Annotated in this window: 21 protein-coding genes; 9 read left to right on the top strand and 12 right to left on the bottom strand. The window is 52.0% G+C overall.

Features of this window, described 5'->3' with window-relative positions:
* Window positions 1-456 precede the first annotated feature (456 nt).
* The 3 genes from cydC to trxB all read right to left on the bottom strand — a co-directional run bounded on the left by cydC (window position 457) and on the right by trxB (window position 5097).
* On the bottom strand, window positions 457-2178 hold the full coding sequence (gene cydC / locus JIG40_RS14270) for a cysteine/glutathione ABC transporter ATP-binding protein/permease CydC (protein WP_199465549.1): 1722 nt from the start codon (window positions 2176-2178) through the stop codon (window positions 457-459).
* Complete coding sequence (gene cydD / locus JIG40_RS14265) at window positions 2171-3958, bottom strand: cysteine/glutathione ABC transporter permease/ATP-binding protein CydD (RefSeq protein WP_199465548.1); 1788 nt, start codon at window positions 3956-3958, stop codon at window positions 2171-2173. The genes cydC and cydD overlap by 8 nt, the downstream gene beginning before the upstream one ends.
* Before the next feature lie 179 nt (window positions 3959-4137).
* Window positions 4138-5097, bottom strand: a complete 960-nt coding sequence (gene trxB, locus JIG40_RS14260) for a thioredoxin-disulfide reductase (protein ID WP_199465547.1) — start codon at window positions 5095-5097, stop codon at window positions 4138-4140.
* 304 nt (window positions 5098-5401) lie between these two features.
* Between trxB and JIG40_RS14255 the strand changes: the two genes are divergently transcribed.
* From JIG40_RS14255 to JIG40_RS14225, 7 genes are all read left to right on the top strand, one after another.
* The gene (locus JIG40_RS14255) at window positions 5402-5716 is read left to right on the top strand and encodes a DUF4144 family protein (RefSeq protein WP_061056625.1); all 315 of its coding nucleotides are present in this window, start codon (window positions 5402-5404) and stop codon (window positions 5714-5716) included.
* Between the two features lie 46 nt (window positions 5717-5762).
* On the top strand, window positions 5763-6161 hold the full coding sequence (locus tag JIG40_RS14250; protein WP_055451944.1) for an ACT domain-containing protein: 399 nt from the start codon (window positions 5763-5765) through the stop codon (window positions 6159-6161).
* 454 nt (window positions 6162-6615) lie between these two features.
* Window positions 6616-7272, top strand: a complete 657-nt coding sequence (locus JIG40_RS14245) for a 2OG-Fe dioxygenase family protein (protein WP_020431537.1) — start codon at window positions 6616-6618, stop codon at window positions 7270-7272.
* Complete coding sequence (locus JIG40_RS14240) at window positions 7256-8482, top strand: cysteine desulfurase-like protein (RefSeq protein ID WP_024374170.1); 1227 nt, start codon at window positions 7256-7258, stop codon at window positions 8480-8482. The genes JIG40_RS14245 and JIG40_RS14240 overlap by 17 nt, the downstream gene beginning before the upstream one ends.
* 208 nt (window positions 8483-8690) lie before the next feature.
* Window positions 8691-9857 carry an iron-containing alcohol dehydrogenase gene (locus JIG40_RS14235; protein WP_199465546.1) on the top strand — a complete coding sequence of 389 codons (1167 nt, stop codon included), beginning with the start codon at window positions 8691-8693 and terminating at the stop codon, window positions 9855-9857.
* Window positions 9854-11350, top strand: coding sequence for a CoA-acylating methylmalonate-semialdehyde dehydrogenase (locus JIG40_RS14230; RefSeq protein WP_199465545.1), 1497 nt, complete (start codon window positions 9854-9856; stop codon window positions 11348-11350). Before JIG40_RS14235 ends, JIG40_RS14230 begins: the two co-directional genes overlap by 4 nt.
* Window positions 11351-11526: 176 nt before the next feature.
* Window positions 11527-12279: an IclR family transcriptional regulator gene (locus JIG40_RS14225; protein WP_158151259.1), complete on the top strand. Its 753-nt coding sequence runs from the start codon at window positions 11527-11529 to the stop codon at window positions 12277-12279.
* Window positions 12280-12289: 10 nt separating this feature from the next.
* Here JIG40_RS14225 and JIG40_RS14220 read toward each other — a convergent pair whose 3' ends face one another.
* From JIG40_RS14220 to soxR, 5 genes are all read right to left on the bottom strand, one after another.
* The gene (locus JIG40_RS14220) at window positions 12290-13057 is read right to left on the bottom strand and encodes an IclR family transcriptional regulator (RefSeq protein WP_100268304.1); all 768 of its coding nucleotides are present in this window, start codon (window positions 13055-13057) and stop codon (window positions 12290-12292) included.
* A gap of 131 nt (window positions 13058-13188) precedes the next feature.
* Window positions 13189-14016 (bottom strand): DUF2797 domain-containing protein, encoded by an 828-nt coding sequence (locus tag JIG40_RS14215; protein ID WP_199465544.1) that lies wholly within the window; start codon window positions 14014-14016, stop codon window positions 13189-13191.
* Window positions 14017-14109: 93 nt separating this feature from the next.
* Window positions 14110-14916 carry an ElyC/SanA/YdcF family protein gene (locus tag JIG40_RS14210; RefSeq protein ID WP_180953963.1) on the bottom strand — a complete coding sequence of 269 codons (807 nt, stop codon included), beginning with the start codon at window positions 14914-14916 and terminating at the stop codon, window positions 14110-14112.
* Window positions 14889-15212, bottom strand: coding sequence for a DUF3392 domain-containing protein (locus JIG40_RS14205; protein WP_038126994.1), 324 nt, complete (start codon window positions 15210-15212; stop codon window positions 14889-14891). The genes JIG40_RS14210 and JIG40_RS14205 overlap by 28 nt, the downstream gene beginning before the upstream one ends.
* Window positions 15213-15444: 232 nt before the next feature.
* Window positions 15445-15885: a redox-sensitive transcriptional activator SoxR gene (gene soxR / locus JIG40_RS14200; RefSeq protein ID WP_020327655.1), complete on the bottom strand. Its 441-nt coding sequence runs from the start codon at window positions 15883-15885 to the stop codon at window positions 15445-15447.
* A gap of 115 nt (window positions 15886-16000) precedes the next feature.
* Here soxR and JIG40_RS14195 point away from each other — a divergent pair, with 115 nt between their 5' ends.
* Entirely contained in the window at window positions 16001-17203 is a 1203-nt protein-coding gene (locus JIG40_RS14195; protein WP_100268306.1) for an MFS transporter, read from the top strand.
* Window positions 17204-17326: 123 nt separating this feature from the next.
* Complete coding sequence (locus JIG40_RS14190; RefSeq protein ID WP_199465543.1) at window positions 17327-18073, top strand: NUDIX domain-containing protein; 747 nt, start codon at window positions 17327-17329, stop codon at window positions 18071-18073.
* Window positions 18074-18129: 56 nt separating this feature from the next.
* On the opposite strand, the gene JIG40_RS14185 is transcribed toward JIG40_RS14190, so the two are convergent.
* From JIG40_RS14185 to JIG40_RS14170, 4 genes are all read right to left on the bottom strand, one after another.
* On the bottom strand, window positions 18130-18777 hold the full coding sequence (locus tag JIG40_RS14185; RefSeq protein WP_199465730.1) for a helix-turn-helix domain-containing protein: 648 nt from the start codon (window positions 18775-18777) through the stop codon (window positions 18130-18132).
* Window positions 18778-18836: 59 nt separating this feature from the next.
* Window positions 18837-19220, bottom strand: coding sequence for an amino acid-binding protein (locus JIG40_RS14180; protein ID WP_024374182.1), 384 nt, complete (start codon window positions 19218-19220; stop codon window positions 18837-18839).
* Window positions 19221-19246: 26 nt separating this feature from the next.
* Window positions 19247-19549 carry an antibiotic biosynthesis monooxygenase gene (locus JIG40_RS14175; RefSeq protein ID WP_075988665.1) on the bottom strand — a complete coding sequence of 101 codons (303 nt, stop codon included), beginning with the start codon at window positions 19547-19549 and terminating at the stop codon, window positions 19247-19249.
* Between the two features lie 157 nt (window positions 19550-19706).
* Window positions 19707-20576, bottom strand: a complete 870-nt coding sequence (locus JIG40_RS14170; protein WP_199465542.1) for a LysR substrate-binding domain-containing protein — start codon at window positions 20574-20576, stop codon at window positions 19707-19709.
* Window positions 20577-20646 lie beyond the last annotated feature (70 nt).

Raw genomic sequence — 20646 nt, 5'->3', positions numbered from 1 at the left:
GGTTTAGCGTAATGCGTTTTCAGCCCCTTAGCTTAGCTTAGCGTTAGCCCATAGAAATTTTCATCCGAAAATGACGAGTTAGCGTTAATGCTTAAACTCGGAAATGTCCAGTTACGAGTTAGAGTTATACCCCACAAACAGGGAAAAATTCATGGATGAATTTTTAGGTTTTCGGCGTCGGGAACGCCTAAAACCGTCCCGGCCAGCGACTACGAAGCAAAAGGCACTTTCTGGATACTCTTTGTGCCAGCAAAGAGTATCTGGTGCGCTGTAACCAAAGCCACGTGGTTCGTTAAATTCAAAGCGCAACAAACCACACCAAACTAAACCAGAAACAAGTTTTATTAGATGATCAAGACAACCCATCTGAAACTTGATTCCTCTCCCACAGCAGACAAAGAAAAGCCCCAGGCCAATCGGCGACGGGGCTTTTGCTATTATTTAATGATAATCAAATCATAGTGTTTGATTGAGCTGGAAGTAGCGACCTTGCTGTGCCAAGAGTGCTCGGTGGCTGCCGTGCTCGACGATTTCACCTTGCTCAATCAGGCAAACCGCGTCCATCGTTTCCAGTTCGACTAGGCGGTGGGTAATGAAGATGACCGTCTTGTTCTCGAAATGGGATTGAAACAGCGCCATGATTTGTTGTTCAGTCTGTTTATCCAGACCTTCAGTTGGTTCATCCAGCAGCAGGATTGGGCCATTGTGCAGCAGGGCACGGGCAATACCGATACGACGTTTCTCACCGCCGGATAGCTGACGTCCACCGTCACCCAGCCAAGCATCCAGCCCCGGTGCTTCGAGCAGCTTACCCAGACCGACACGTTCCAGCATCGCGCTCAGTTCGCTGTCATTCGCGGTTGGTTTGGCCATGATAAGGTTGTCACGCAGGCTGCCGTTGAGAATGTCGACGCGCTGGCTCACCACACTGATTGCTGCACGCAGATCGCTCTCTTTCCACTCTTGCAGGCGCGTGCCCGCAATGCGGATTTCGCCTTGTTGTGCCTCCCAGTAGCGACACAGCAATTGAATCAGCGTCGATTTGCCTGAACCGGTTTGGCCGACAATCGCAACTTTGTTGCCCGCTGGAATAGTCAGGCTCACGTCTTTCAATGCTGGCTGTTCGCCGCCGCTGTAGTTGAACGTCAGGTTCTCAAAGGTGATATCAAACTGACCCGAATGACGCGTCTCTTCGCTTGGGAATTTCACGTCCGGCTCGGAGAGAATGATCTCATTCAGGCGGCGTGCTGATGTCAGCGTTTGGCCGAGGTGTTGGAACGCGCCAGCGATTGGCATCAGCAGTTCAACACTGGCCATGGTCGCAAACACCACCAAAGCAATCATCGGATCCGGCGCTTGACCATTCACGCCGTCTGCCGCCAGCCACAGCATCAGAACCAAGGTCCAGCCGTTCGCTAACAGAAGCAGGGCAGAGGCAAGGCCGGTAAAACTTGCGTTGACTTTCTGGTTCGCCAGCAGTTTTTCCTGCGCCGCGTAAATCGCGTCACGGTAGCGAGACTCCGCGCCAAAAATGGTCAGTTCGCTGTAGCCTTGTAGCCAGTCGAGCGTGGCAACGCGCATCTCGGCTTTGTGCTGTGTCAGCTCAGCGCCATTGCGTTTCCCCAGCTTGTAGAACATCACCGGCCACACCAGTAGCAGAACCAGTAGTACGCTACCGAGTGTTAAACCCAATGCCATGTCAAACCAGCACAGCAATGTCGTAAGCGCTGCAATACCTAAGACGCCCACCGTCACCGGGCTAATGAGGCGCAGGTAAACGTGGTCCATCGCATCGATGTCTGCCACCAAACGGTTGAGCAGGTCTGCATCGCGCAGGTTCGACACGCGGCCCGGAATCATCGGTGCCAGCTTTTCAAAGAAGAAGATACGCAGATCGGTCAGGAGTTTGAACGTTGCGTTGTGGCTCACCACACGCTCGCCCCAACGACCAGCGGTACGACCCATGGCAAAGCCGCGTACAAACGCGCCCGGTAACATGTAGTTGAACGTTTCACGGGCGATGGTCAGGCCGGCAACCGCTGCCGCAGACAAGAACCAGCCAGACAACGTTAACAAACCAATCGAAGCGCACAGCGTGACAAACGCCAGCAGCATGCCCAGTGTCAGGCCGAACCAATGCTTTTTATACAGTTTCAGATAAGGCAGTAAATCACGCATCGAGGTTCCCCTTATTCGCTTCTTGAAGGGCTTGGTTGGACGCTAACATGGTGGCAAACAAGCCATCTTGCTGGCTGAGCGTGGCATAGTCACCCGCTTGAACCAACTGACCATCCTGCATCACCAGGATTTGATTCACTGACTTGAGTGGCAGCAGTTGGTGCGTCACCAGCAGCGCCGTCTTGTGCGTGATTTGTTGATTGAGGCCTTGCATCACCAGCTGTTCGCTGCGTGCATCCAAACTGGCGGTCGGTTCATCCAACAGCCAGAACTGGCCGTTTTGCAGCATAGCGCGCGCCAGCGCAAGGCGCTGCGCCTGACCCACCGACAAACCGCCGGAGCGATCGCTGATTGGGTAATCCAGGCCATGCTTGCTGACAAACTCAGCCGCAAAAGAGCTGTCTAGGACCGCTTGTACTTGCGCATCCGCGATATTGGATTTACCGAGAGTGACGTTGTCACGAATGGTGCCATGCACCAACAACGGGTTTTGTCCCACCCAACTGATCTGTTTGCGCCAGTGCGCATGATCCAGTTCACTCAGTTCGATGCCGTTGATGCTAAGGCTGCCGCGGTAGGGCATGAAACCCAGAATGGCATTGATCAAACTGGTTTTGCCTGCGCCGCTTGGGCCGACCAGTGCGGTCGTCTGTTGGCTATTGAGCGTAAAGGTCAGTGGGCCGACAAGGCATTTGCCTTCTGGGCTGAACACTTCCAGATCGCGCGCAACAATTTCGACGCCCTGCATCTCAGGCAGGGTTTGTGAACCCGACTGCACCTGGCTGACATCGATATTCAAAAACTCAACAATGCTTTCTGCTGCGCCGACCGCTTGCTGTTTCGCATGGTAGAAGGTGCCCAGATCGCGCAGTGGTTGATAAAACTCAGGCGCAAGCACCAACACAAAAATACCGGCAAACAGTGTGACACTGGCGCCATAGCCGCCGAAATTCAGTTCGCCGATAAAGCTAAAGCCGAAGTACACCGCGGTAATCGCAATCGAGATTGAGGTGAAAAATTCCAGTACGGCAGATGACAAGAACGCAATGCGCAAGACATCCATGGTGCGTTTACGAAAGACTTCGGATGCGCCTTTCATCTGCTCCGTTTCTGCACTGGTGCGGTCAAACAGACGAATGGTGGTCATCGATTGCAGACGGTCGTAAAAGTGACCGGATAAGCGTTGCAGTGCTTTGAAGTTTTTGCGTCCGGCGTCAGCGGCTTTAATGCCGACCAAGGCCATGAAAAGCGGAACCAGCGGTGCGGTGATGAGGAAAATCAAACCCGCAGCCCAGTTGACCGGGAATACGACAATAAGAATGACAAACGGGATCAGCACAGAAAGCGACATTTGCGGCAGGTAACGCGCGAAAAAATCGTGCATGTTCTCGACTTGCTCCAACGTCAATGTGGCCCATGCACCCGCTGGTTTGCCTTTGATGTAGGCTGGGCCTAGTGCGCGCAGTTTGTCGAAAATTAACTGGCGGATATAGATTCGAATTTGCTGACCAGCGCGAAAACCAGCCAATTCTCGGGCCCAGGAACAGCTGGCGCGAATGGCGATGGTGACGGCCAATCCGACGAAATAAGGGATCAGTTCGTGTTTGTCGACATGCTCAATAATGAGCTGATGCAGAATAGAGGCGAGAAGGGCGGCCTGGGCGAGTAGGAACACACTTGATAACACGCCAAGCCCCACAGCAAGCATCAGCCAGCGTTTGGCGAGTTTGCTTTGCTGCTTGAGCCAAATATTCAAGCTACGTTGCTTTTTCTTATCCATTTTGAAGGCTTATTGAGAATTATTATGTTTTTGGAAGGGCGTTAGTATACAAAAGAAAACCCGGCGGATATACCGCCGGGTTTGTTGCTGTCTTGTCAAAAATGAAAAATAAACTTGTACGTCATATCCACTTAACGTTGCCAGCGTGTTGCTTGCACCATGAAGCGGTAGGGCGTGAGTTATTTATCATTCAGCCCATCAAGGAAGCGTTCTGCGTCAAGCGCGGCCATACAGCCTGTTCCCGCAGAGGTAATCGCCTGACGGTAGTTATGATCCATCACATCACCGGCTGCGAAGATGCCTTCGATACTGGTTTGTGTTGCGTTACCTTCCAGACCAGATTTCACGACGATGTAGCCATCTTTCATGTCCAACTGACCTTCGAAAATCGCGGTATTTGGCTGGTGGCCGATGGCAATAAACACGCCCATCACGTCGAACTCTTCAGTGGCACCGGATTGTGTGTCTTTCAGACGCACGCCAGTCACACCCATATCGTCGCCCAGCACCTCGTCCAGAGTACGATCGGTGTGCAGGACGATGTTGCCGTTTTCAACTTTGTCCATCAGACGGTTGATCAGAATCTTCTCGGCACGGAAGCTGTCACGACGGTGGATCAGGTGAACTTCGGCGGCAATGTTCGAGAGGTACAGTGCTTCTTCAACCGCAGTGTTACCGCCACCTACCACCGCAACTTTCTGGTTGCGGTAGAAGAAACCATCACACGTGGCACACGCCGATACGCCGCGACCTTTGAACGCTTCTTCCGAGTCCAGACCTAAGTATTTCGCTGATGCACCGGTTGAGATGATCAGGGCGTCACAGGTGTATTCGCCACTGTCGCCTTTCAGGCGGTAAGGGCGCTGAGAAAAATCAACTTGGTTGATGTGATCAAACACGATTTCCGTTTCAAAACGCTCAGCGTGCTCTTTCATACGCTCCATCAGCGCAGGACCAGTCAGGCCTTCAGCATCGCCCGGCCAGTTTTCTACTTCAGTTGTTGTGGTCAGCTGACCACCTTGCTGCATACCTGTTACCAGAACAGGGTTTAGGTTCGCGCGCGCTGCGTACACTGCGGCAGTGTAGCCAGCCGGGCCCGAGCCCAGAATAAGAAGTTTGCAATGTTTAACGTCGCTCATGATTGCTCCACGTTCAATGTGCTCAGTAAATTTGATCGATTGTAGGGAATATAAGCGACCAATTAAAGCCTAAACGCGTGGAGAAACTGTAATTATTCGTTATTAGTTAGAACTTCGAGTCTCACTAAATCCCTTTAAATACAAAGGATTTGACAACAAGCGGATGGATTCGAGCAAAGCGTAATCAATGGTGTGTAAATAATGGGCGGATTTGCCTTTGGTCCCGACCACATAAAGTTTGGGGTTGCGCACGTTTTTGCTTCAGGCGTAAGGTAGCGCTTTGCATAGCAATAAAGGATCAACCATGGTGAACTGGCCCGCACTACTGAAACTCGACGGTGATGACGAGCTTGTCTATCTCGCTTCCGAAGTGCAATTTCATCAAGAGTGTGACGAAATGATTTTGGGAACGGGCGATCATCTTATCGACTGTCAAGGACAGAGCCATCACATTCGTAGCGCAGAGAACAGGCTGACCTTGGTGGCTGATGATAAATGTTACAGCGCTGAAGAAGTTTGCCAACTGATTCAGGCGCATGAATTTGCCGCGGCGCAGGTCTGTGTGACGAAAATTTATTTCCCGACGGTCGAGCAGGCGGTCAGGGCAATGGCGTTTTAATCTTCACCCGCTAAAAAGGACTTGCGTAGAAAGGAGAGGAAATCCGATGGCAGGCATTACAGAGTTACAAGTTTTGCTGCAAAGTATGCAGCCGGAACTGAACGATGAAGAGGTGGTGTTTTGCAGTGTCAGCGGCGACCTGCAAGATTATCTCGAGCTGAAGCCACTGGCGATGTTTCACGAACGGGAAGGGCTGACATTGGTACTATCGAAAGTCACAGCGCAAACCCACGGCTTGGCATTTGATGGCAGTTTTCAGCAGATCACGCTGAATGTCCATTCAAGTCTTGAAGCGGTTGGTCTGACGGCCGCCGTCTCTGCCGCGCTGACGCAGCAAGAGATCAGTGCCAATGTCATCGCCGCTTATTATCACGACCATATTTTTGTCCCGACTCAGCGCGCCAATGATGCGCTCAACGCGCTGAAGGCTTTATCCAATGAGTAATGATCAGCAACCATGAAACGCCGTCCGGCAGTCTCTCTTCTCCTCATCTCGCCCGGCTATCTTGCCGGGTTTTGTTTATCTGCAATCCGAACCGACGATTATCTCCGAAGATAGCGGATACTTGTGACATAAATAGCATGATTCACTGTCAGGCTTGACGAAGGTTTGGTCTGGTTTTCTTGTGCTGAGTTCAGTTGTATTTATAACTAAATTATTGATATTAAATGGTAAAATTATTTTTTAGTGAAACCGTTCAATTTTTTGAAGTCTGCAATGTTAAAACTGGTCGTTAGTTCTGGTTATTTGATATTTTTTGGTTTTATATGTTATTTATTTAATTGCGTTGGATTTATTTGTGGTGAAAAATTGATCTGACAAAATAATTGCGTATTCTGTGTGTAAATTATTTGTTAACAAAACTGATAATTAATGTGTCTTCATTAAGGAGTCGATGATGTTACACTCGCACCAAAATACCCTACATATCACTCAACTGAGTCATCAGGCGATCAACCAGCTTGCGCCGTCGTTTGTCGATCTGCCGCATACTGAACACGCGGATGGCCAGTATCGTTTGCGCCGTTATTCGGTGGTTCAATTCCAGGATGGGATTGTGCTGGAAACGGGCAAAAACGAATTTATGCAAACTGATCACTTCAACCATTTTCAGGGCAACATCGTCCGTCAGTTCGAGCCGATTTTAAAATCGACGCTGCAAAGCGATGGTATGCGCGAAATGTGCAAGCTATTCGTAGAAACCAACCGCCTGCCAAATGGTCAGGAAATCGAGATTCATCAGATTCGCATCGCCACCGTGTTCGATGAAACACAAGTCGCTCCGGAAGGGGTGCATCAGGATGGGTTCGATCACATCGCCATCGTGGGTATTGGTCGTCACAATATCGAAGGCGGCGAAATTCTGCTGTATCAGGATTGTCACGACGACCCGTTTTTCCGCAAAGTGCTGGGCAATGGTGAAGTTGCGATGCTGGCGGACAACAAGTTGTGGCATAACGCCCGTCCGATTCGCTCATTGAGCGGCAATGAACAAGGTTATATGGATCTGTTTGTCCTGACAGCAAAAGGCAGTAATCATGAGCTTCACTCCTGATCAAGCGCGCGTTCAGTTTTCCGCGCTCAATCAACGTATTAACGACAAACCTGTGGTGTTCCTCGATGGCCCGGGTGGATCGCAAGTGCCCCAATCGGTGCTGGAGAAAATGACCGCCTATTTGGGCCATTACAACTCCAATCTCGGCGGACACTATTTTTCCAGTCAGATCACCACGGATTTGATGCAGCAGGCGCGCGAACATGCTCAGGCACTGCTGAATGCAGAATCTTCCGGCAACATTATCTTCGGTGCGAACATGACATCGCTGACGTTTTCGCTCAGCCGCGCAATAAGCCGAGATTGGCAGGTGGGCGATGAAGTGATTGTCACAGCGCTCGACCACTATTCCAATGTGTCCAGCTGGCAGCAAGCTGCCGAAGACAAAGGGGCGATTGTGCATCAGGCGCGCATCAATCCTGTAGACTGCACGCTGGATGAAGATCATCTGATTTCGCTCATCAATCCGAACACTAAGCTGGTGGCGCTCACTTACGCCTCCAACACCACAGGCTCTATCGTCAATGTGAAGCGCATCGTCGAAGCGGCTCATCAAGCGGGTGCGATGGTTTACGTGGATGCGGTGCATTACGCGCCACATCATCTCATTGATGTGCAGGAATTGGGGTGTGATTTCCTCGCTTGTTCGGCGTACAAATTCTTTGGCCCACATGTGGGGATTGCGTACGTTTCGTCGCAATGGCTGCATGCCCTCAAGCCTTATAAAGTCGAACCGGCGACCAATATTGGCCCGGGCCGTTTTGAAACCGGCACACAGAGTTTCGAAGGGCTGGCCGGCGTCATTGCGGCTATTGACTATCTGGCGCAGTGGGGAGAGGCGGGGCTGAGTCTGCGCGAACGTCTTGAGCAGAGCTTTGCCCAGTTCAACGAACACGAGCAGACGCTGAGCAAGCATTTCCTTGCCAGACTGGCGGAGTTAAAAGGCGCCACACTCTATGGTCGTGACGATTATCAGAGCGAAAATCGCACGCCGACGTTTGCCATTCGTTTGGATGACTTCCATCCCGAATTGGTCGCCAGAGCACTGGGCGAGCAGAACATCTGCGTATGGAATGGTCACTTCTATGCCTTGGGGTTGGTTCGCCAACTGGATTTGGAAGACAAAGGCGGCGTAGTGCGTATCGGCTGTATGCACTACAACACCACCGAGGAAATCGATTCTCTGTTTGACGCTTTGCAGCGCTTATAACGTTTCCTCAGATGTTGAATACAAGGCTCGCTTTATGCGGGCCTTGTGCGTTTTTACCTCTTCCGTTATCTCTGTTCCGCCTTGCCAGCATCACTTCTGTTATCGCACGCCAATTCTGCCTGAGATCGCATTATTTAATTATAATGATTTATTTTGTCTCATTATGGTTTAATTTTTAATCAAGAACACAAATGAGAAGGTTAAAGGAATGACACAACGAATCGTTATGCCGGGATTGATGGAAGTGGGTGCCGGAGCGCTGAATAAAGTGGCGGAATTACTCACACTTATTGGTTGCCAAAAGCCGCTTATCATCACTGACCGGGTGATGGCGCAATTGGGTTATGTGCCAAGGGTCGAAACCCTGCTAAGTAGTCAGGGCATTCAGTGCGGCGTATTTCTTGATACTGAGCCAGAGCCAACGGAAGCGTCGATTCTGCCAGCTGTTGATCAGGTTCGCAGCGGACAGTTTGACAGCTTGATTGCGCTTGGTGGTGGCAGCGCCATCGACAGTGCCAAGGCGATTGGACTACTGGCCAAACATGGCGGACGCATGCGTGACTACAAAGTGCCTTACGTGGTTAACCAAGCCATTTTGCCAGTGATTGCTATACCGACCACGGCGGGCACGGGCTCTGAAGTCACGCGCGTAACTATCATTACCGATCAAAACAGTGACGAGAAAATGCTCTGCATGGGGCCGGGGTTGATAGCTCGTGCGGCAATCATCGACTTTGAGCTGACGCTTTCCGTTCCGGCGCGCATTGCCGCCGATACTGGCATTGATGCGCTGACGCATGCGATTGAAGCTTACGTCAGCGTAAAGGCGAGTGGCTTTACCGACCAGCAGGCACTCGCGGCGATGCGCCTTATCGCGCCTAATCTGCGCACAGCCGTCACGCAACCGGACAACATCGGCGCCAAAGAGCAATTGATGCTCGGTGCCACATTGGCAGGCATGGCCTTTTCCAATGCTTCTGTGGCTCTGGTTCACGGCATGAGTCGCCCGATTGGCGCGCACTTTCATGTTCCGCACGGCATGAGCAATGCGATGCTTCTGCCAGCAATTACAGAGTATTCCGTGGCCGCAAGCCCAGAGCGCTATGCAGCGTGTGCCCGTGCGATGGGGCTCGCGGATATTAAAACCAGCGATGAGCAAGCCGTGCAATGCTTACTGGCCGAACTGAAACAGCTTAATGCCGACCTTAATGTGCCGACCTTAGCCGAATTCGGCGTTGAAAAATCCCACTATTTCAGTGTGCTCGACATCATGGCCGAGCAGGCTCTGGCGTCGGGTTCGCCGGGCAACAACCCAAGAGTCCCAAGCAAGGAAGAAGTGATCGACCTTTATAAAACAGTATGGAGCGAACAATGATTGGAAATTTCATTAACAACGAACATTCAGTGGCGACGTCCGGCCGTTCAGCCAAGGTTAGCGATCCGGCTAACGGTAAGCTCATCGGCGAAGTCGGTTTATCCAGTGTTCATGATACCGAGCAGGCGATCGCGGTAGCCGAAGCTGCCTGGCCATCCTGGGCGCAGACAACGCCGCTGAATCGCGCGCGGATCCTGTTTCGCTTTAAAGCACTGTTAGAGCAGAACATGGATGCATTGGCCGACCTCATCAGTCGTGAGCATGGCAAAGTGCACAGCGATGCGTTGGGCGAACTGACTCGCGGGCTTGAAGTGGTGGAGTTTGCTTGCGGTATTCCACATCTGCAAAAAGGGGAGCACAGTCGCAACGTCGGTAGTGAGGTCGATTCGCATTCGATGATGATGCCGCTTGGCGTGTGCGTCGGGATCACGCCGTTTAATTTCCCGGCCATGGTGCCGATGTGGATGTTCCCGATCGCATTGGCTACGGGCAACACCTTCATTCTCAAACCGTCAGAGAAAAATCCTTCTGCGGCGCTGAAACTGGCCGAACTGCTGCAACAAGCAGGATTACCGCCCGGTGTATTTAACGTGGTGCAAGGGGATAAAGAAGCGGTGGATACACTGCTGACTGACCCGCGGGTGAAAGCGGTGAGCTTTGTCGGATCCACTCCGATTGCGGAGTATATCTATGCCAAAGGTTCGGCTTTCGGTAAGCGAGTACAAGCGCTGGGCGGCGCGAAAAACCATATGGTGGTGATGCAAGATGCCGATATTGAACAAGCGGTTAACGCCTTAATGGGGGCGGCGTTTGGCGCTGCTGGTGAACGCTGTATGGCTATTTCTGTGGCGGTAACGGTGGGGGATGAGGTTGGCGATCGTCTGGCCCAGGCATTGAGCGCCCGACTGAGTCAACTGCGTGTCGGGCCTGGGTATGGTCAGGAAGTTGAAAGCGAAATGGGGCCGCTCATTACCGAAGAGCATCAACAAAAAGTCAGTGCGTATATCGACCGGGGAGAGAGTGAAGGTGCAACGCTGTTGGTCGATGGCCGTCATTATCAGGTACCCGGTTATGAAGAGGGCTTCTACGTCGGTGGAACGCTGTTTGATCATGTAACGCCAGAGATGACCATTTACCGCGAGGAAATCTTCGGACCCGTGCTGTCGATGATGCGTGTTGCTTCCCTTAACGACGCGCTGGAGCTGATCAATGCTCATGAATTTGGTAACGGCTGCGCCATTTTTACGTCGGACGGCGAAGCCGCGCGCCGTTTCAGCGATCAGGTTGAGGTGGGTATGGTGGGTGTCAACGTACCCATCCCGGTTCCCATGGCCTTTCACTCGTTCGGCGGTTGGAAACGCTCTCTGTTCGGACCGCTGCACATGCACGGCAGTGATGGCGTCCGTTTCTTCACCCGAATGAAAACCATCACCACTCGCTGGCCAAAACATCAGCATCAGGCGGCGGATTTTGTTATGCCAACCATGAAATAACCCTCCTTTCACAGGGCTGCTGTTCTGCTTGCAGGCAGCCTTGTGACAGACGCGATGAAGCGTTTGTGTGTGAGACTCGCAATAAAACGCTTTGTCTTATCAGGCATTACGTTGAACGCGCTGTACGAAGTGGTTACTCTGGGCTCGGCATGAAAACAAGATTGAAAAGGATCAGTGTGGTCAGAAGAGAAAAAGGCTCAACGATTGAGCGCGTGCTTCAAATGCTCGCGTTTATTGCTCAGCATGATGGGCAGTATGATCGCCAGCAGTTGGCATCGGCGATGGGCTTGCCTGAATTGGCAACAGGCAAACTGCTCACTCAATTGAATGAGCTCGGCATGATCAGTGAAAATCTGCTGCGCAAGGTGGTGGCGGGTCCTCAGTTGCAACAAGTGGCGCTGGCGGTATTGCGCAACGACGTTTTTGCTCGGCAGCGCCTGACCGTGCTGGAAGCCCTCGCGAACGAGATCGGTGAAACCTGCGGAATTTCTATCCCCAGCGGTATCGACATGCTCTATCTGGAAAAAGTGCAAACCAACTGGCCACTGCAGATTAACCTGCCGGAAGGGAGCCGGGTTCCGCTGGCTGCCACTGCATCAGGCAAACTTTATCTGGCGACCTTACCGCAAAGCGCACGCCGGGTGATTATGGATAATCTGGCGCTGGAAGTGTTTACTCAGCAAACCTTGGTCGACAAAACGGCGCTGGCGCAGGAACTTGATGCAATCGCGCAACTGGGTTACGGACGAGACAATGGTGAATTTATTGATGGCATGGTAGCGGTATCTGTGCCGATTCATTGTGGCGAACATCTGTTCGGTTATCTTTTCTGTCACTGTCCTCAAGTACGTCATTCACTCGAAGCACTGGAAGTCTATCTACCTCAGTTGCGCCGAGCCGCTGCAGAGATTGGTGCATTGATGCAGTGACAATCAACAGCTAGTTGTTATCGTCGTTGAGTTGATAAAGGCTGAGTAACTGTTCGCGTGCACGTTCTAAATCCGGCAGATAGCTCAGTAATGTTGGGAGAGATTTGCGGGTTTTCGGGCAATGGCAGAAGAGTGAAGCGAGTAACTTGCCCTGTGGTGAAAACAGGGGAATCGCGACGGCAACCAAACCATCAATGAACTCTTCATTATCCACGCTCACTTGCTGGCTACGAATTTGGCGCAGTTCGGCCTCCAGAGATTCCCGATCGCGGTGGGTATTTTTTGCTAACTGTTCAATGGGTGTGCGCTCAAACAGCCGATCGCGCTGCGCTTTACTCAGAGTGCTGAGCAGCAGTTTGCCACTGGCTGTGGCCCAGACTGGCGTTCTCATGCCAACAGGCAGCACAATGCGCAGCGGCCAGTTGGTTTCAATCCGTTCCTGATACACCATCGCGTCGCCATCGGGGACCGCAATCCCACAGGTTTCGTCAATCCGGCGCGAAAGTCCATGCAAAATGGCTTGCAACTGCGCTCGCTGGGTGTTGTTGCTCGCAAGATTCAACGCGATGTTGCGCAGCGCAGCGCCAGGGTAGAGATTGCCACGCTGATCGGTGGTCAGAAAACCTTCCTCATCCAGTTGCTGAACCAAGCGGTGATAGGTCGGTTTGGCGATGTCGGAGTGATAAATCAGCTCTGAAACGGCCACAGGCTGCTCACGTTTGGTGCTTTCACCGATGATTTCAACAATTCGGCTGACAGCGTTTGCTTTGCTTTCCATGCTCACTCATTTCGGAAGGATGATATGCTGAGAGCCAGTATATCGGCTCTGAGGAGTGGCGCCAGAGTTGCAGGCGCTGGATGTGATAAAACACAGGCCCGAATATCGGGCCTGTGTGAAAACAGCAACACTCAGTCTGCGCTGACTTCCACTTCGTATGAGGTGAACTTGCGAATGTTAATCACGCCGCTATCTAAGATCAGATACTGGCCTTTGATACCTTGCAGAACGCCCGTGACTTCCGGGTTCTTATCAAAGTTGTGCGAGGTGATTTTCTTCGGATGCACATCAACCGGATAGGCAAGCTGCGTAGTTTGCTCACAGACTTCAACAACCGCATCTTCACCAAATTGCTGTTTGATTTCTGCAATTTTGTCGGCCAGCAGAGGTTTAAGCTCTGCCGCGCGTTCTTCCAGTGACAGGGGTTCGCCATCACCTTTCAGCAGTTCACGCCAGTTGGTCTTGTCGGCAATGTGTTTGGCGAGCTCAACTTCAACCAATCCTGAGATCTGACGAGTCTTTACTTTGTAGATAGGCAGGCCTTGGGTCGCGCCCTGATCAATCCAGCGTGTCGGGATTTGTGTGTGGCGGGTAATGCCCACTTTCAGGCTCGATGTGTTAGACAGATACACGTAGTGATCGACCATACAGTGCGTTTCTGCCCAATCTGGTTCACGGCAGGTGCCCTGATCAAAGTGGCAGGTTTCCGGCTTCATGATGCACATATCGCAGCTGGCGAGTTTCTTCATGCACACAAAACAGTGACCCTGCGAATAACTTTTCTTGGTTTTCTTACCGCATGAGCAGCAGTAGATATTGCCCGTGTGTTTGAGGGTGATGGTGTGGCCCATCAGCGGATTGAGATCGATCTCTGCGTCACCCACCGGCAGTCGGTAAGCGACGGTACCGTCTAGATTGGCGCGCATTTTATCCAGCACGCCCGTTGCGATTATCGACATGACATTACTCTATAGTTTTAGTGTTTGGCGCTAGTCTATCAGAAAAGAAAAGCAGAAAGGGCGCCAAGCCGAATGGAAGGCGCTGTTTGTCGGTTATTCGTTCGCTGGTGGAGCGGCAGATTCGGGCAGTGGCAAAGCATCGGCCACGCTGACGCTATCATCGGCGATTTCAGCCAGTTGCGTGTCATCGAGAACAATGGGCTCTTTCGGGCCGAGGAATTTCGGCTGAGTATCGAAGATATACAGATCGAAAAATGCCTTCGTGCGGGCAAACACTTCGCGCAATCTGACCTGAAAACCAGAGTGGTTGGTCGGCCCGGGCACGGCAAGACACGTGGCGTTGATGTCGTGATGATTAGCGATAAACAACGCGCGCTCGCAATGGAACCGCTGGGTAATGATCAGAAAATTATCGGTATCGAAAATGCGTTTCGCGCGCACAATCGAGTCCAGAGTGCGAAATCCGGCGTAGTCGAGATAAATATGCTCATCCGGAACGCCCGCTTTCAGCAGATCGCGCTTCATCGTCCAAGGTTCATTGTAGGAGCGATGCGCATTGTCGCCGCTGAGCAGAAAGCCATTCACTTTGCCCTGTTCGAACAGCTCAATGGCCGCATTGATGCGGTGCACATAGTAGTCATTCAGTGTGCGGCCGAGGTACTTACTGGTGCCCAGCACCACGGCAACCTGAAACTTGGGGACGTTATTAATGTCGCTGATGATGCTGTCTTGAGTTTGCCAGCTCACCCAGCGGTCGATGCCATAAATGACGACGGCGCAGCCAAGCAGAGTCAGCGAAATTCGGCGCAGCCAGAGTCCCAGCCTCATACGTCGAAGCCGGGATTTCAGACGAGTGAACAACACTCTGAGATTTAGATTTGACGGTTTCTTTGAGCCCATAGGCCAATCACAACAAAGCTGATGAAAATGATGCCAAACATCATGCCTTGCTCTAAATGAGAGAGTGTCCGAGTCAGGTAAGGGCTTGCTTTAATTATGATTAATCCGTAACCAAACGCGTTAATCAAGATAAAAGCGACGGTGCGCAGAATGAAATGTTGATTGCGCATCACGCGACGCAGCAGTGCGTTGATTTCTCCGCCCAGCATAACCAGCAAACAGGCGATCAGCGCGGTAGAAATTTCGCTGAGATAAGGGGCGATGTAATGTCCCGCCGGGGCAAAAAAGCTCATCATATCCGTGATCTATCAGTAGAACGCCTGCAAAGGCGTAAACGTTTCAGTGGCAAAAATGATAAGGGATATTGCGGTGAACTATCAAGCTCTTAACTTGTAAGGGTTAACAATGTTTTAAGGCGGTTCAGTCTTCATGAGGTTCAGTGCGCGGCAGGCGAGTTACCGTTTGGGTGAGCTCCAATTTTCGGAGGGGGCTTGTACTCCCCCTATTGCAGAGCGCAATGGTTCATCTTCACCACTCTTCCGGGTGCGTCAGGCGTGTTTTTTCGCTAAAGGTCTGCGCTCGAATATCTTGTGGGTTGTAAATGGCGCAGGACTCCATCGACAAGCAGCCGCAGCCAATACAGCCGCCGAGATCGTTCTGCAGTGCTTTGAGCTGCGCAATACGATGCTCCAGCATGGCGTTCCAGTTTGACGCCATCTGCTCCCATTCCTGTCGGCTTGGCGCTTGATGTTTGGGCAAATCCGCCAACGATTCGGCCACCTCTTCTAAGGTGAGCCCGACCATTTGCGCGGCTTTGATCACCGCAATCCGACGCAACACGTTGCGATGGTAACGGCGCTGATTACCAGCATTACGCCAACTATGAATCAATCCTTTCTGTTCGTAAAAGTGTAGGGTGGATACCTTCACTCCTGCGCGTTGGGCAACTTCACCGACGGTCATCTCCATCGTCCGGACTCCTGCTCAGCTACTCTTTTCTGATAATCGATAAAAAAAGTACTTTACCTAAAGTTAACTTGAGGTATTACCGTAACACCAAGTTGGCTTGATATGGAATACAAATATGGAATGGAATAATAAAACCCGCACGCGCTCCTATCTGACCGGACGCTTCTTTGACGGTATCTCTTCCGGGCTGTTTATGATGGCCCTGCCGTGGGCCATGCTGTCGACGCCCAATATGGGCGCGTTTGTGGCGATGGTGGCGCTGGCATGTACCGCCGTGTCTTTTGTGCTGACGCCGTTTTTCTCGACCTTGATCGACCGATTTTCGCGCAAACGCTTATTGGTCTTGGTGCAAGGGCTTCAGGCCAGTACCGCAGGGGTGGTGGCTTTGGTTTATTGGGCCGGGTATGAGTCGAATTGGTTGCTGGCGGTGGCGCAATTGCTGTTCTGGACCTCCAGTAATTTGGCTTGGGCGACCAACAACGCCTTTACGCAGGAGAATTTTCATCAACACGAATATGCGGCGATATCCGGCAAGCAGGAAGTGATCATGCAGGGCACGACGCTGGGTTCTGGCGCGCTCGGTGTGGTGCTGCTGGAAATGTGGGGCATGTTTGAATTCTCCAGCTTTGCGGCCATCGCCTCGGCGATTGCGTGTGTCAGCTATCTTATGACGCCGTACCGTCGCCAGTTGCGCCACTCGACGTCGGTATCGTTTCTTGACCAGATGAAAGAGAGCCGGGAGATATTTACATTAAGACCCCAGTTTTATGCGTTTTTAATGCTCTCGGCGCTGAGCTATCCCATCCTGACGTTTTTGACCAAGCTGGTGCCGATTTGGTTTTCCGAAACGGGGGTGTCGGGTGATTGGTTTGCCGGCTACAACATCGCTTTTGGCACGGGGTCATTGGTCACCGGACTGCTCGTGAGCCGTCTGCTGGGGCTGAGTTCTCATCCCAATATGATGATCGGAACCATGGGGCTGGCGGCCATCATGCTGGTGGGTATGAGCGTTTCGCCGACGCCACTCTGGTTACTGGTGTTTACCTTCTTCTTTGGCACGTTTAACGCCTTGAATCGTATCGCTCGAACTAACTGGATGCATCACAGCATCAGTATCCACCAACGTGGGCGCGCAGACGGTGGGCTGCAAATGTTCGCAACCTTGGTGCAGAGTCTCAGCTATGTGTCGATTGCGTTGCTGAGTCACTATGGCCTGACTCAGTGGGGATTTTTCTTCGCCGCGGCGGTCATGGTATTGGCAGTCTTGACCATGATGCGTTTAAACAAAACTCCGGATCTGGCCGTCACCGCAGCGTAATATCTTGTTCGCTAAAGAGAAGGTGAATTTGTTCTGTCACTGAGCGAGAAAAGGTGGTTAAGATGGTTGCTTCGTTGTCTTGTGGCTAAGACGGCCTAATTAAGCACCACTTAGGAGATCACCTTGAAGTTCGAGTTGGATAAGTTCAACGGCATCATTATCGGCCGGGAAGATGTGCCGGCTGATGTTGATACATTTCACGCACAACTGGCAGACATTGTGGCGTTGGCCCACGCTGAAGCAAAGAACATCATTTGGCTGACGCTGCCGATTGGTTTATCACACTTGGTGCCGATTGCCACCGAACTCGGGTTTGTGTTTCACAATTGCCTTGAGGACGAAGTCACCCTTATTCACAAAGCGCCGTCGACCACGTTTATTCCGTTTATCCCCACGCATACGTTGGGTGCTGGCGCGATAGTCAAAAACAATCTCGGACAACTGTTGGTGATCAAAGAGCATGGCATGAAAGGCTACAAATTGCCGGGCGGCCATATCGAGTTGGGAGAGAAGATCGAAACGGCCATCATTCGCGAGGTATTGGAAGAGACGGGCGTTGAAACTGAGTTTGATTCCATTCTGGGGTTCACCACGCGTCATCCGTTCCAGTTCGGAAAGACCAACATGTACTTGGTGTGTAAGCTCACGGCGCTGTCGGAAGCGATAAACATTCACGATACCGACGAAATTGCCGAGGCGAAGTGGCTTGATGTGCCAGCGTTTTTAGGTGATGACAACAATGCCCATTTTAATCGCCAAATGGTGGATGAGTTGCATGACGCTGACGGCTTGAAAGCGTTTGAGCCTGAGAACAACACCGGGCCTTACCGAAAACATGAAACGTTTTTTGCTAAGGTAAGCCGCGACTGATTCGGTTGGGGGATTGTCTTGCGATGATTGGCGCGCCGTGCGGTAAACATTCATCGTTATTCGACATGAAAATGCGTTTTCAACGCGTGGTTACCCTTGGCGGTGATGGTGACTTCGCGATAACCGACCACACGTTCAATCCAACGCTGCTGCTCAAAAAAGCGGAGCAGCGCCGCGCCTGCCTGTCCGCCAAGATGAAATTGACGCTCACTCCAGTCCAGACATGGACAACACGCCTTGCGCTTGGTTCTGGCATCGATGTCGATACCCAACTGCAAAAACTGCTCTTTCCCTTGTGGTGTCAGGCCAGAGCCATCTTGCGTAAGCCAATCGTGTGCAATGAGTGAGTCGTAGAGCTTGACCGCCATTTCTCCGGCCAAATGGTCGTAGCAGGTGCGGGCTTTGCGCAAGTTTTTTGGCACCGTGGCGCGAACCGTGTGACTGGCCTGAAACGTAATGCCCATCATCTGCTCCAGCAGCGCTGCGATGTGGGTGCTGTAAAGACGAAAGTAGCGGTGGCGTCCTTGTGATAAACACGTCACCAGCTTGGCGTTAAGCAAGCGTGAAAGGTGAGCGCTGGTGGTGGACGCGGAAACATCGGCCACCGCACTCAGTTCCGTGGCCGTCCAGGCGCGTCCATCCATCAGCGCACAGAGAATTTTCATGCGCGAAGCATCAGACAGAGCAGCCGCCAAGGCTGCCATATCCACTTCCTGATTGAAATCTGCACTCTGCTCGGCAGACGAATGGTGTGTGCTCACGTTTAAATTGCCCAGTTTCGCGTTGCGTCTTTCGCCAATGTATCGTTATCGGTCACCAGTATCAATTGGTTAGCGTGATCACTGTATTGGACGAGAATGTTGATGCCTTCAGCCGCCAGCGCTTGGGCAATGGCGCCGAGTTCGCCCGGCTGCTCTTGTTTCAGTTTGCGGATCAATGGCCGGGTGACACTTTGGACGTCAAAGCCATGTTCCATCAGTACCGCTTGAGCTTTCTCGCCGTCCTCAACCAGAAAGTGGGCGTGTGCGCAGTCACCGACCGCGAATACGCCGCCTCCTTCCAGTCCGACACCATTGGCACCCAATACTTGGCCAAAACGGGCGAGCTCGCCGGGAGTATGAGTGAAAATAACGTGAATGTTTTGCATCTGCTTATCCTTTGCTTGTTCTTTACTTAGTGTGAACGGTATTCGCGAACCGAGGTGAGTACGTTGATTGTGTAGGAAGAAAAAAGGTCGCGTTTCCCTTCATCCTGCGCCATTTGGTGGTGAATGTTGTGCTTCCATTGCTGAATGGCCGCTTCGTTTTCCCACCACGACAAGGAGATAAATTTGTCGGGGTCAGTGGTACTTTGAAAACGTTCAATGGAAATAAAGCCTTCAATCTCACTGAGCAGCGGTTTGAGGGTGGCTGCCAGCTCGAAGTAACGCTCTTTTTTGTCTGACGCTGCGTGAGCTTCAAATAGAACCGCGATCATGATGTTTCCTTTTGGCATGTGGCTCATGGATGAAGCCCATCATAATCGGTTGAAAACCGGATACTTCGCTGCGCAGCGAAATGTGAAGGCAGGATCGTTGAACACGCAGCGTGAGTGGCGGCGCGCACAGTTGGCTTGAGCGCCGTGCGCGGCAGGGTTATTGGCCAAGATGCTGTTGAAGCTGCTGTTTTAGCGCGTTGTACAGTTGCTGTTGTACCTCATCCAGTTGATTCTGACTGCGATCCAGGCAAACGGTCAGGCTGCCTAAAGCGGGCAGGTCGGTTAATTTTTTTACACAGTCAGGCTGGCCAAAGGCAGAGCGCACAGTGACGCCCAAGCCAGCTTCCACCGCTTTCCACAGGCTGCTCAGGCTGCGACCGATAAAGTTAATTTTCCACGGAATACCCGCAGCATCTAACGCTTCGGTGGCTTGCTGGCGAATCGCACAGGCGCCATCCAACATCACCAAAGGGAGAGGCTGCGTAGCTTGAATGGTGTTGCTCAAGTGCGGGTTGGCAGGACCAAACCAGTGCAAGGGAAGTTCTGCCAAACGTTCACTGTAAGGGGCGGCTTTCGGGCCTTCCCACCCTAAGGAAAAATCAATGTCGCCAGATTGAATTCCCTCAAGCAGCTCTTTATGGCGGCCGACCACCGATTGCAACTGCACTTGCGGGTGAGCGCGCGAAAAAGAGCCGAGCACTTGGGGCAGCAGTGCTTCACTAAAATCTTCCTGCATGCCGAAACTCACTTTGCCTTCCAGCGCATTGCCTTGGAGCCGTTGCAAGGCCTCATCGTTGAGCAGCAATAGCCGCCGAGCATAAGACAGGACCATTTCACCTGCCTCGGTTGGTTGCAGATGGCGGCCTGATTTGGTCACTAACGCCGTATTGCATTGCTGTTCCAGCTTTTTCAATTGGGCACTGGCGGCCGAAGGGGAGCGATTCAGTCGCTCGGCGGCCAGCGCGAAACTGCCGAGCTCAATGCCCAATACAAAACATCGCAGCGCATCCAAATCCAGCGTTCGCATCGTTCATCATCCTGAAAATCAAAATAGTTACTTTCAATAGTTTTGATTTTTTGTATCAAAAGATCAACTT

Source organism: Vibrio sp. bablab_jr001 (assembly GCF_016464285.1).
GTDB lineage: Bacteria > Pseudomonadota > Gammaproteobacteria > Enterobacterales > Vibrionaceae > Vibrio > Vibrio fluvialis.
The sequence above is the reverse complement of the archived record's forward strand: the minus strand, read 5'-3'. Positions and strand labels throughout refer to the sequence as shown.

Bases quoted from the DNA above. Each gene is read 5' to 3' on its own strand.
- cydC (WP_199465549.1), bottom strand. From the start codon at position 2,178: ATGCGTGATTTACTGCCTTATCTGAAACTGTATAAAAAGCATTGGTTC.
- cydD (WP_199465548.1), bottom strand. From the start codon at position 3,958: ATGGATAAGAAAAAGCAACGTAGCTTGAATATTTGGCTCAAGCAGCAA.
- trxB (WP_199465547.1), bottom strand. From the start codon at position 5,097: ATGAGCGACGTTAAACATTGCAAACTTCTTATTCTGGGCTCGGGCCCG.
- JIG40_RS14255 (WP_061056625.1), top strand. From the start codon at position 5,402: ATGGTGAACTGGCCCGCACTACTGAAACTCGACGGTGATGACGAGCTT.
- JIG40_RS14250 (WP_055451944.1), top strand. From the start codon at position 5,763: ATGGCAGGCATTACAGAGTTACAAGTTTTGCTGCAAAGTATGCAGCCG.
- JIG40_RS14245 (WP_020431537.1), top strand. From the start codon at position 6,616: ATGTTACACTCGCACCAAAATACCCTACATATCACTCAACTGAGTCAT.
- JIG40_RS14240 (WP_024374170.1), top strand. From the start codon at position 7,256: ATGAGCTTCACTCCTGATCAAGCGCGCGTTCAGTTTTCCGCGCTCAAT.
- JIG40_RS14235 (WP_199465546.1), top strand. From the start codon at position 8,691: ATGACACAACGAATCGTTATGCCGGGATTGATGGAAGTGGGTGCCGGA.
- JIG40_RS14230 (WP_199465545.1), top strand. From the start codon at position 9,854: ATGATTGGAAATTTCATTAACAACGAACATTCAGTGGCGACGTCCGGC.
- JIG40_RS14220 (WP_100268304.1), bottom strand. From the start codon at position 13,057: ATGGAAAGCAAAGCAAACGCTGTCAGCCGAATTGTTGAAATCATCGGT.
- JIG40_RS14215 (WP_199465544.1), bottom strand. From the start codon at position 14,016: ATGTCGATAATCGCAACGGGCGTGCTGGATAAAATGCGCGCCAATCTA.
- JIG40_RS14210 (WP_180953963.1), bottom strand. From the start codon at position 14,916: ATGGGCTCAAAGAAACCGTCAAATCTAAATCTCAGAGTGTTGTTCACT.
- JIG40_RS14205 (WP_038126994.1), bottom strand. From the start codon at position 15,212: ATGATGAGCTTTTTTGCCCCGGCGGGACATTACATCGCCCCTTATCTC.
- soxR (WP_020327655.1), bottom strand. From the start codon at position 15,885: ATGGAGATGACCGTCGGTGAAGTTGCCCAACGCGCAGGAGTGAAGGTA.
- JIG40_RS14195 (WP_100268306.1), top strand. From the start codon at position 16,001: ATGGAATGGAATAATAAAACCCGCACGCGCTCCTATCTGACCGGACGC.
- JIG40_RS14185 (WP_199465730.1), bottom strand. From the start codon at position 18,777: ATGGCAGCCTTGGCGGCTGCTCTGTCTGATGCTTCGCGCATGAAAATT.
- JIG40_RS14180 (WP_024374182.1), bottom strand. From the start codon at position 19,220: ATGCAAAACATTCACGTTATTTTCACTCATACTCCCGGCGAGCTCGCC.
- JIG40_RS14175 (WP_075988665.1), bottom strand. From the start codon at position 19,549: ATGATCGCGGTTCTATTTGAAGCTCACGCAGCGTCAGACAAAAAAGAG.
- JIG40_RS14170 (WP_199465542.1), bottom strand. From the start codon at position 20,576: ATGCGAACGCTGGATTTGGATGCGCTGCGATGTTTTGTATTGGGCATT.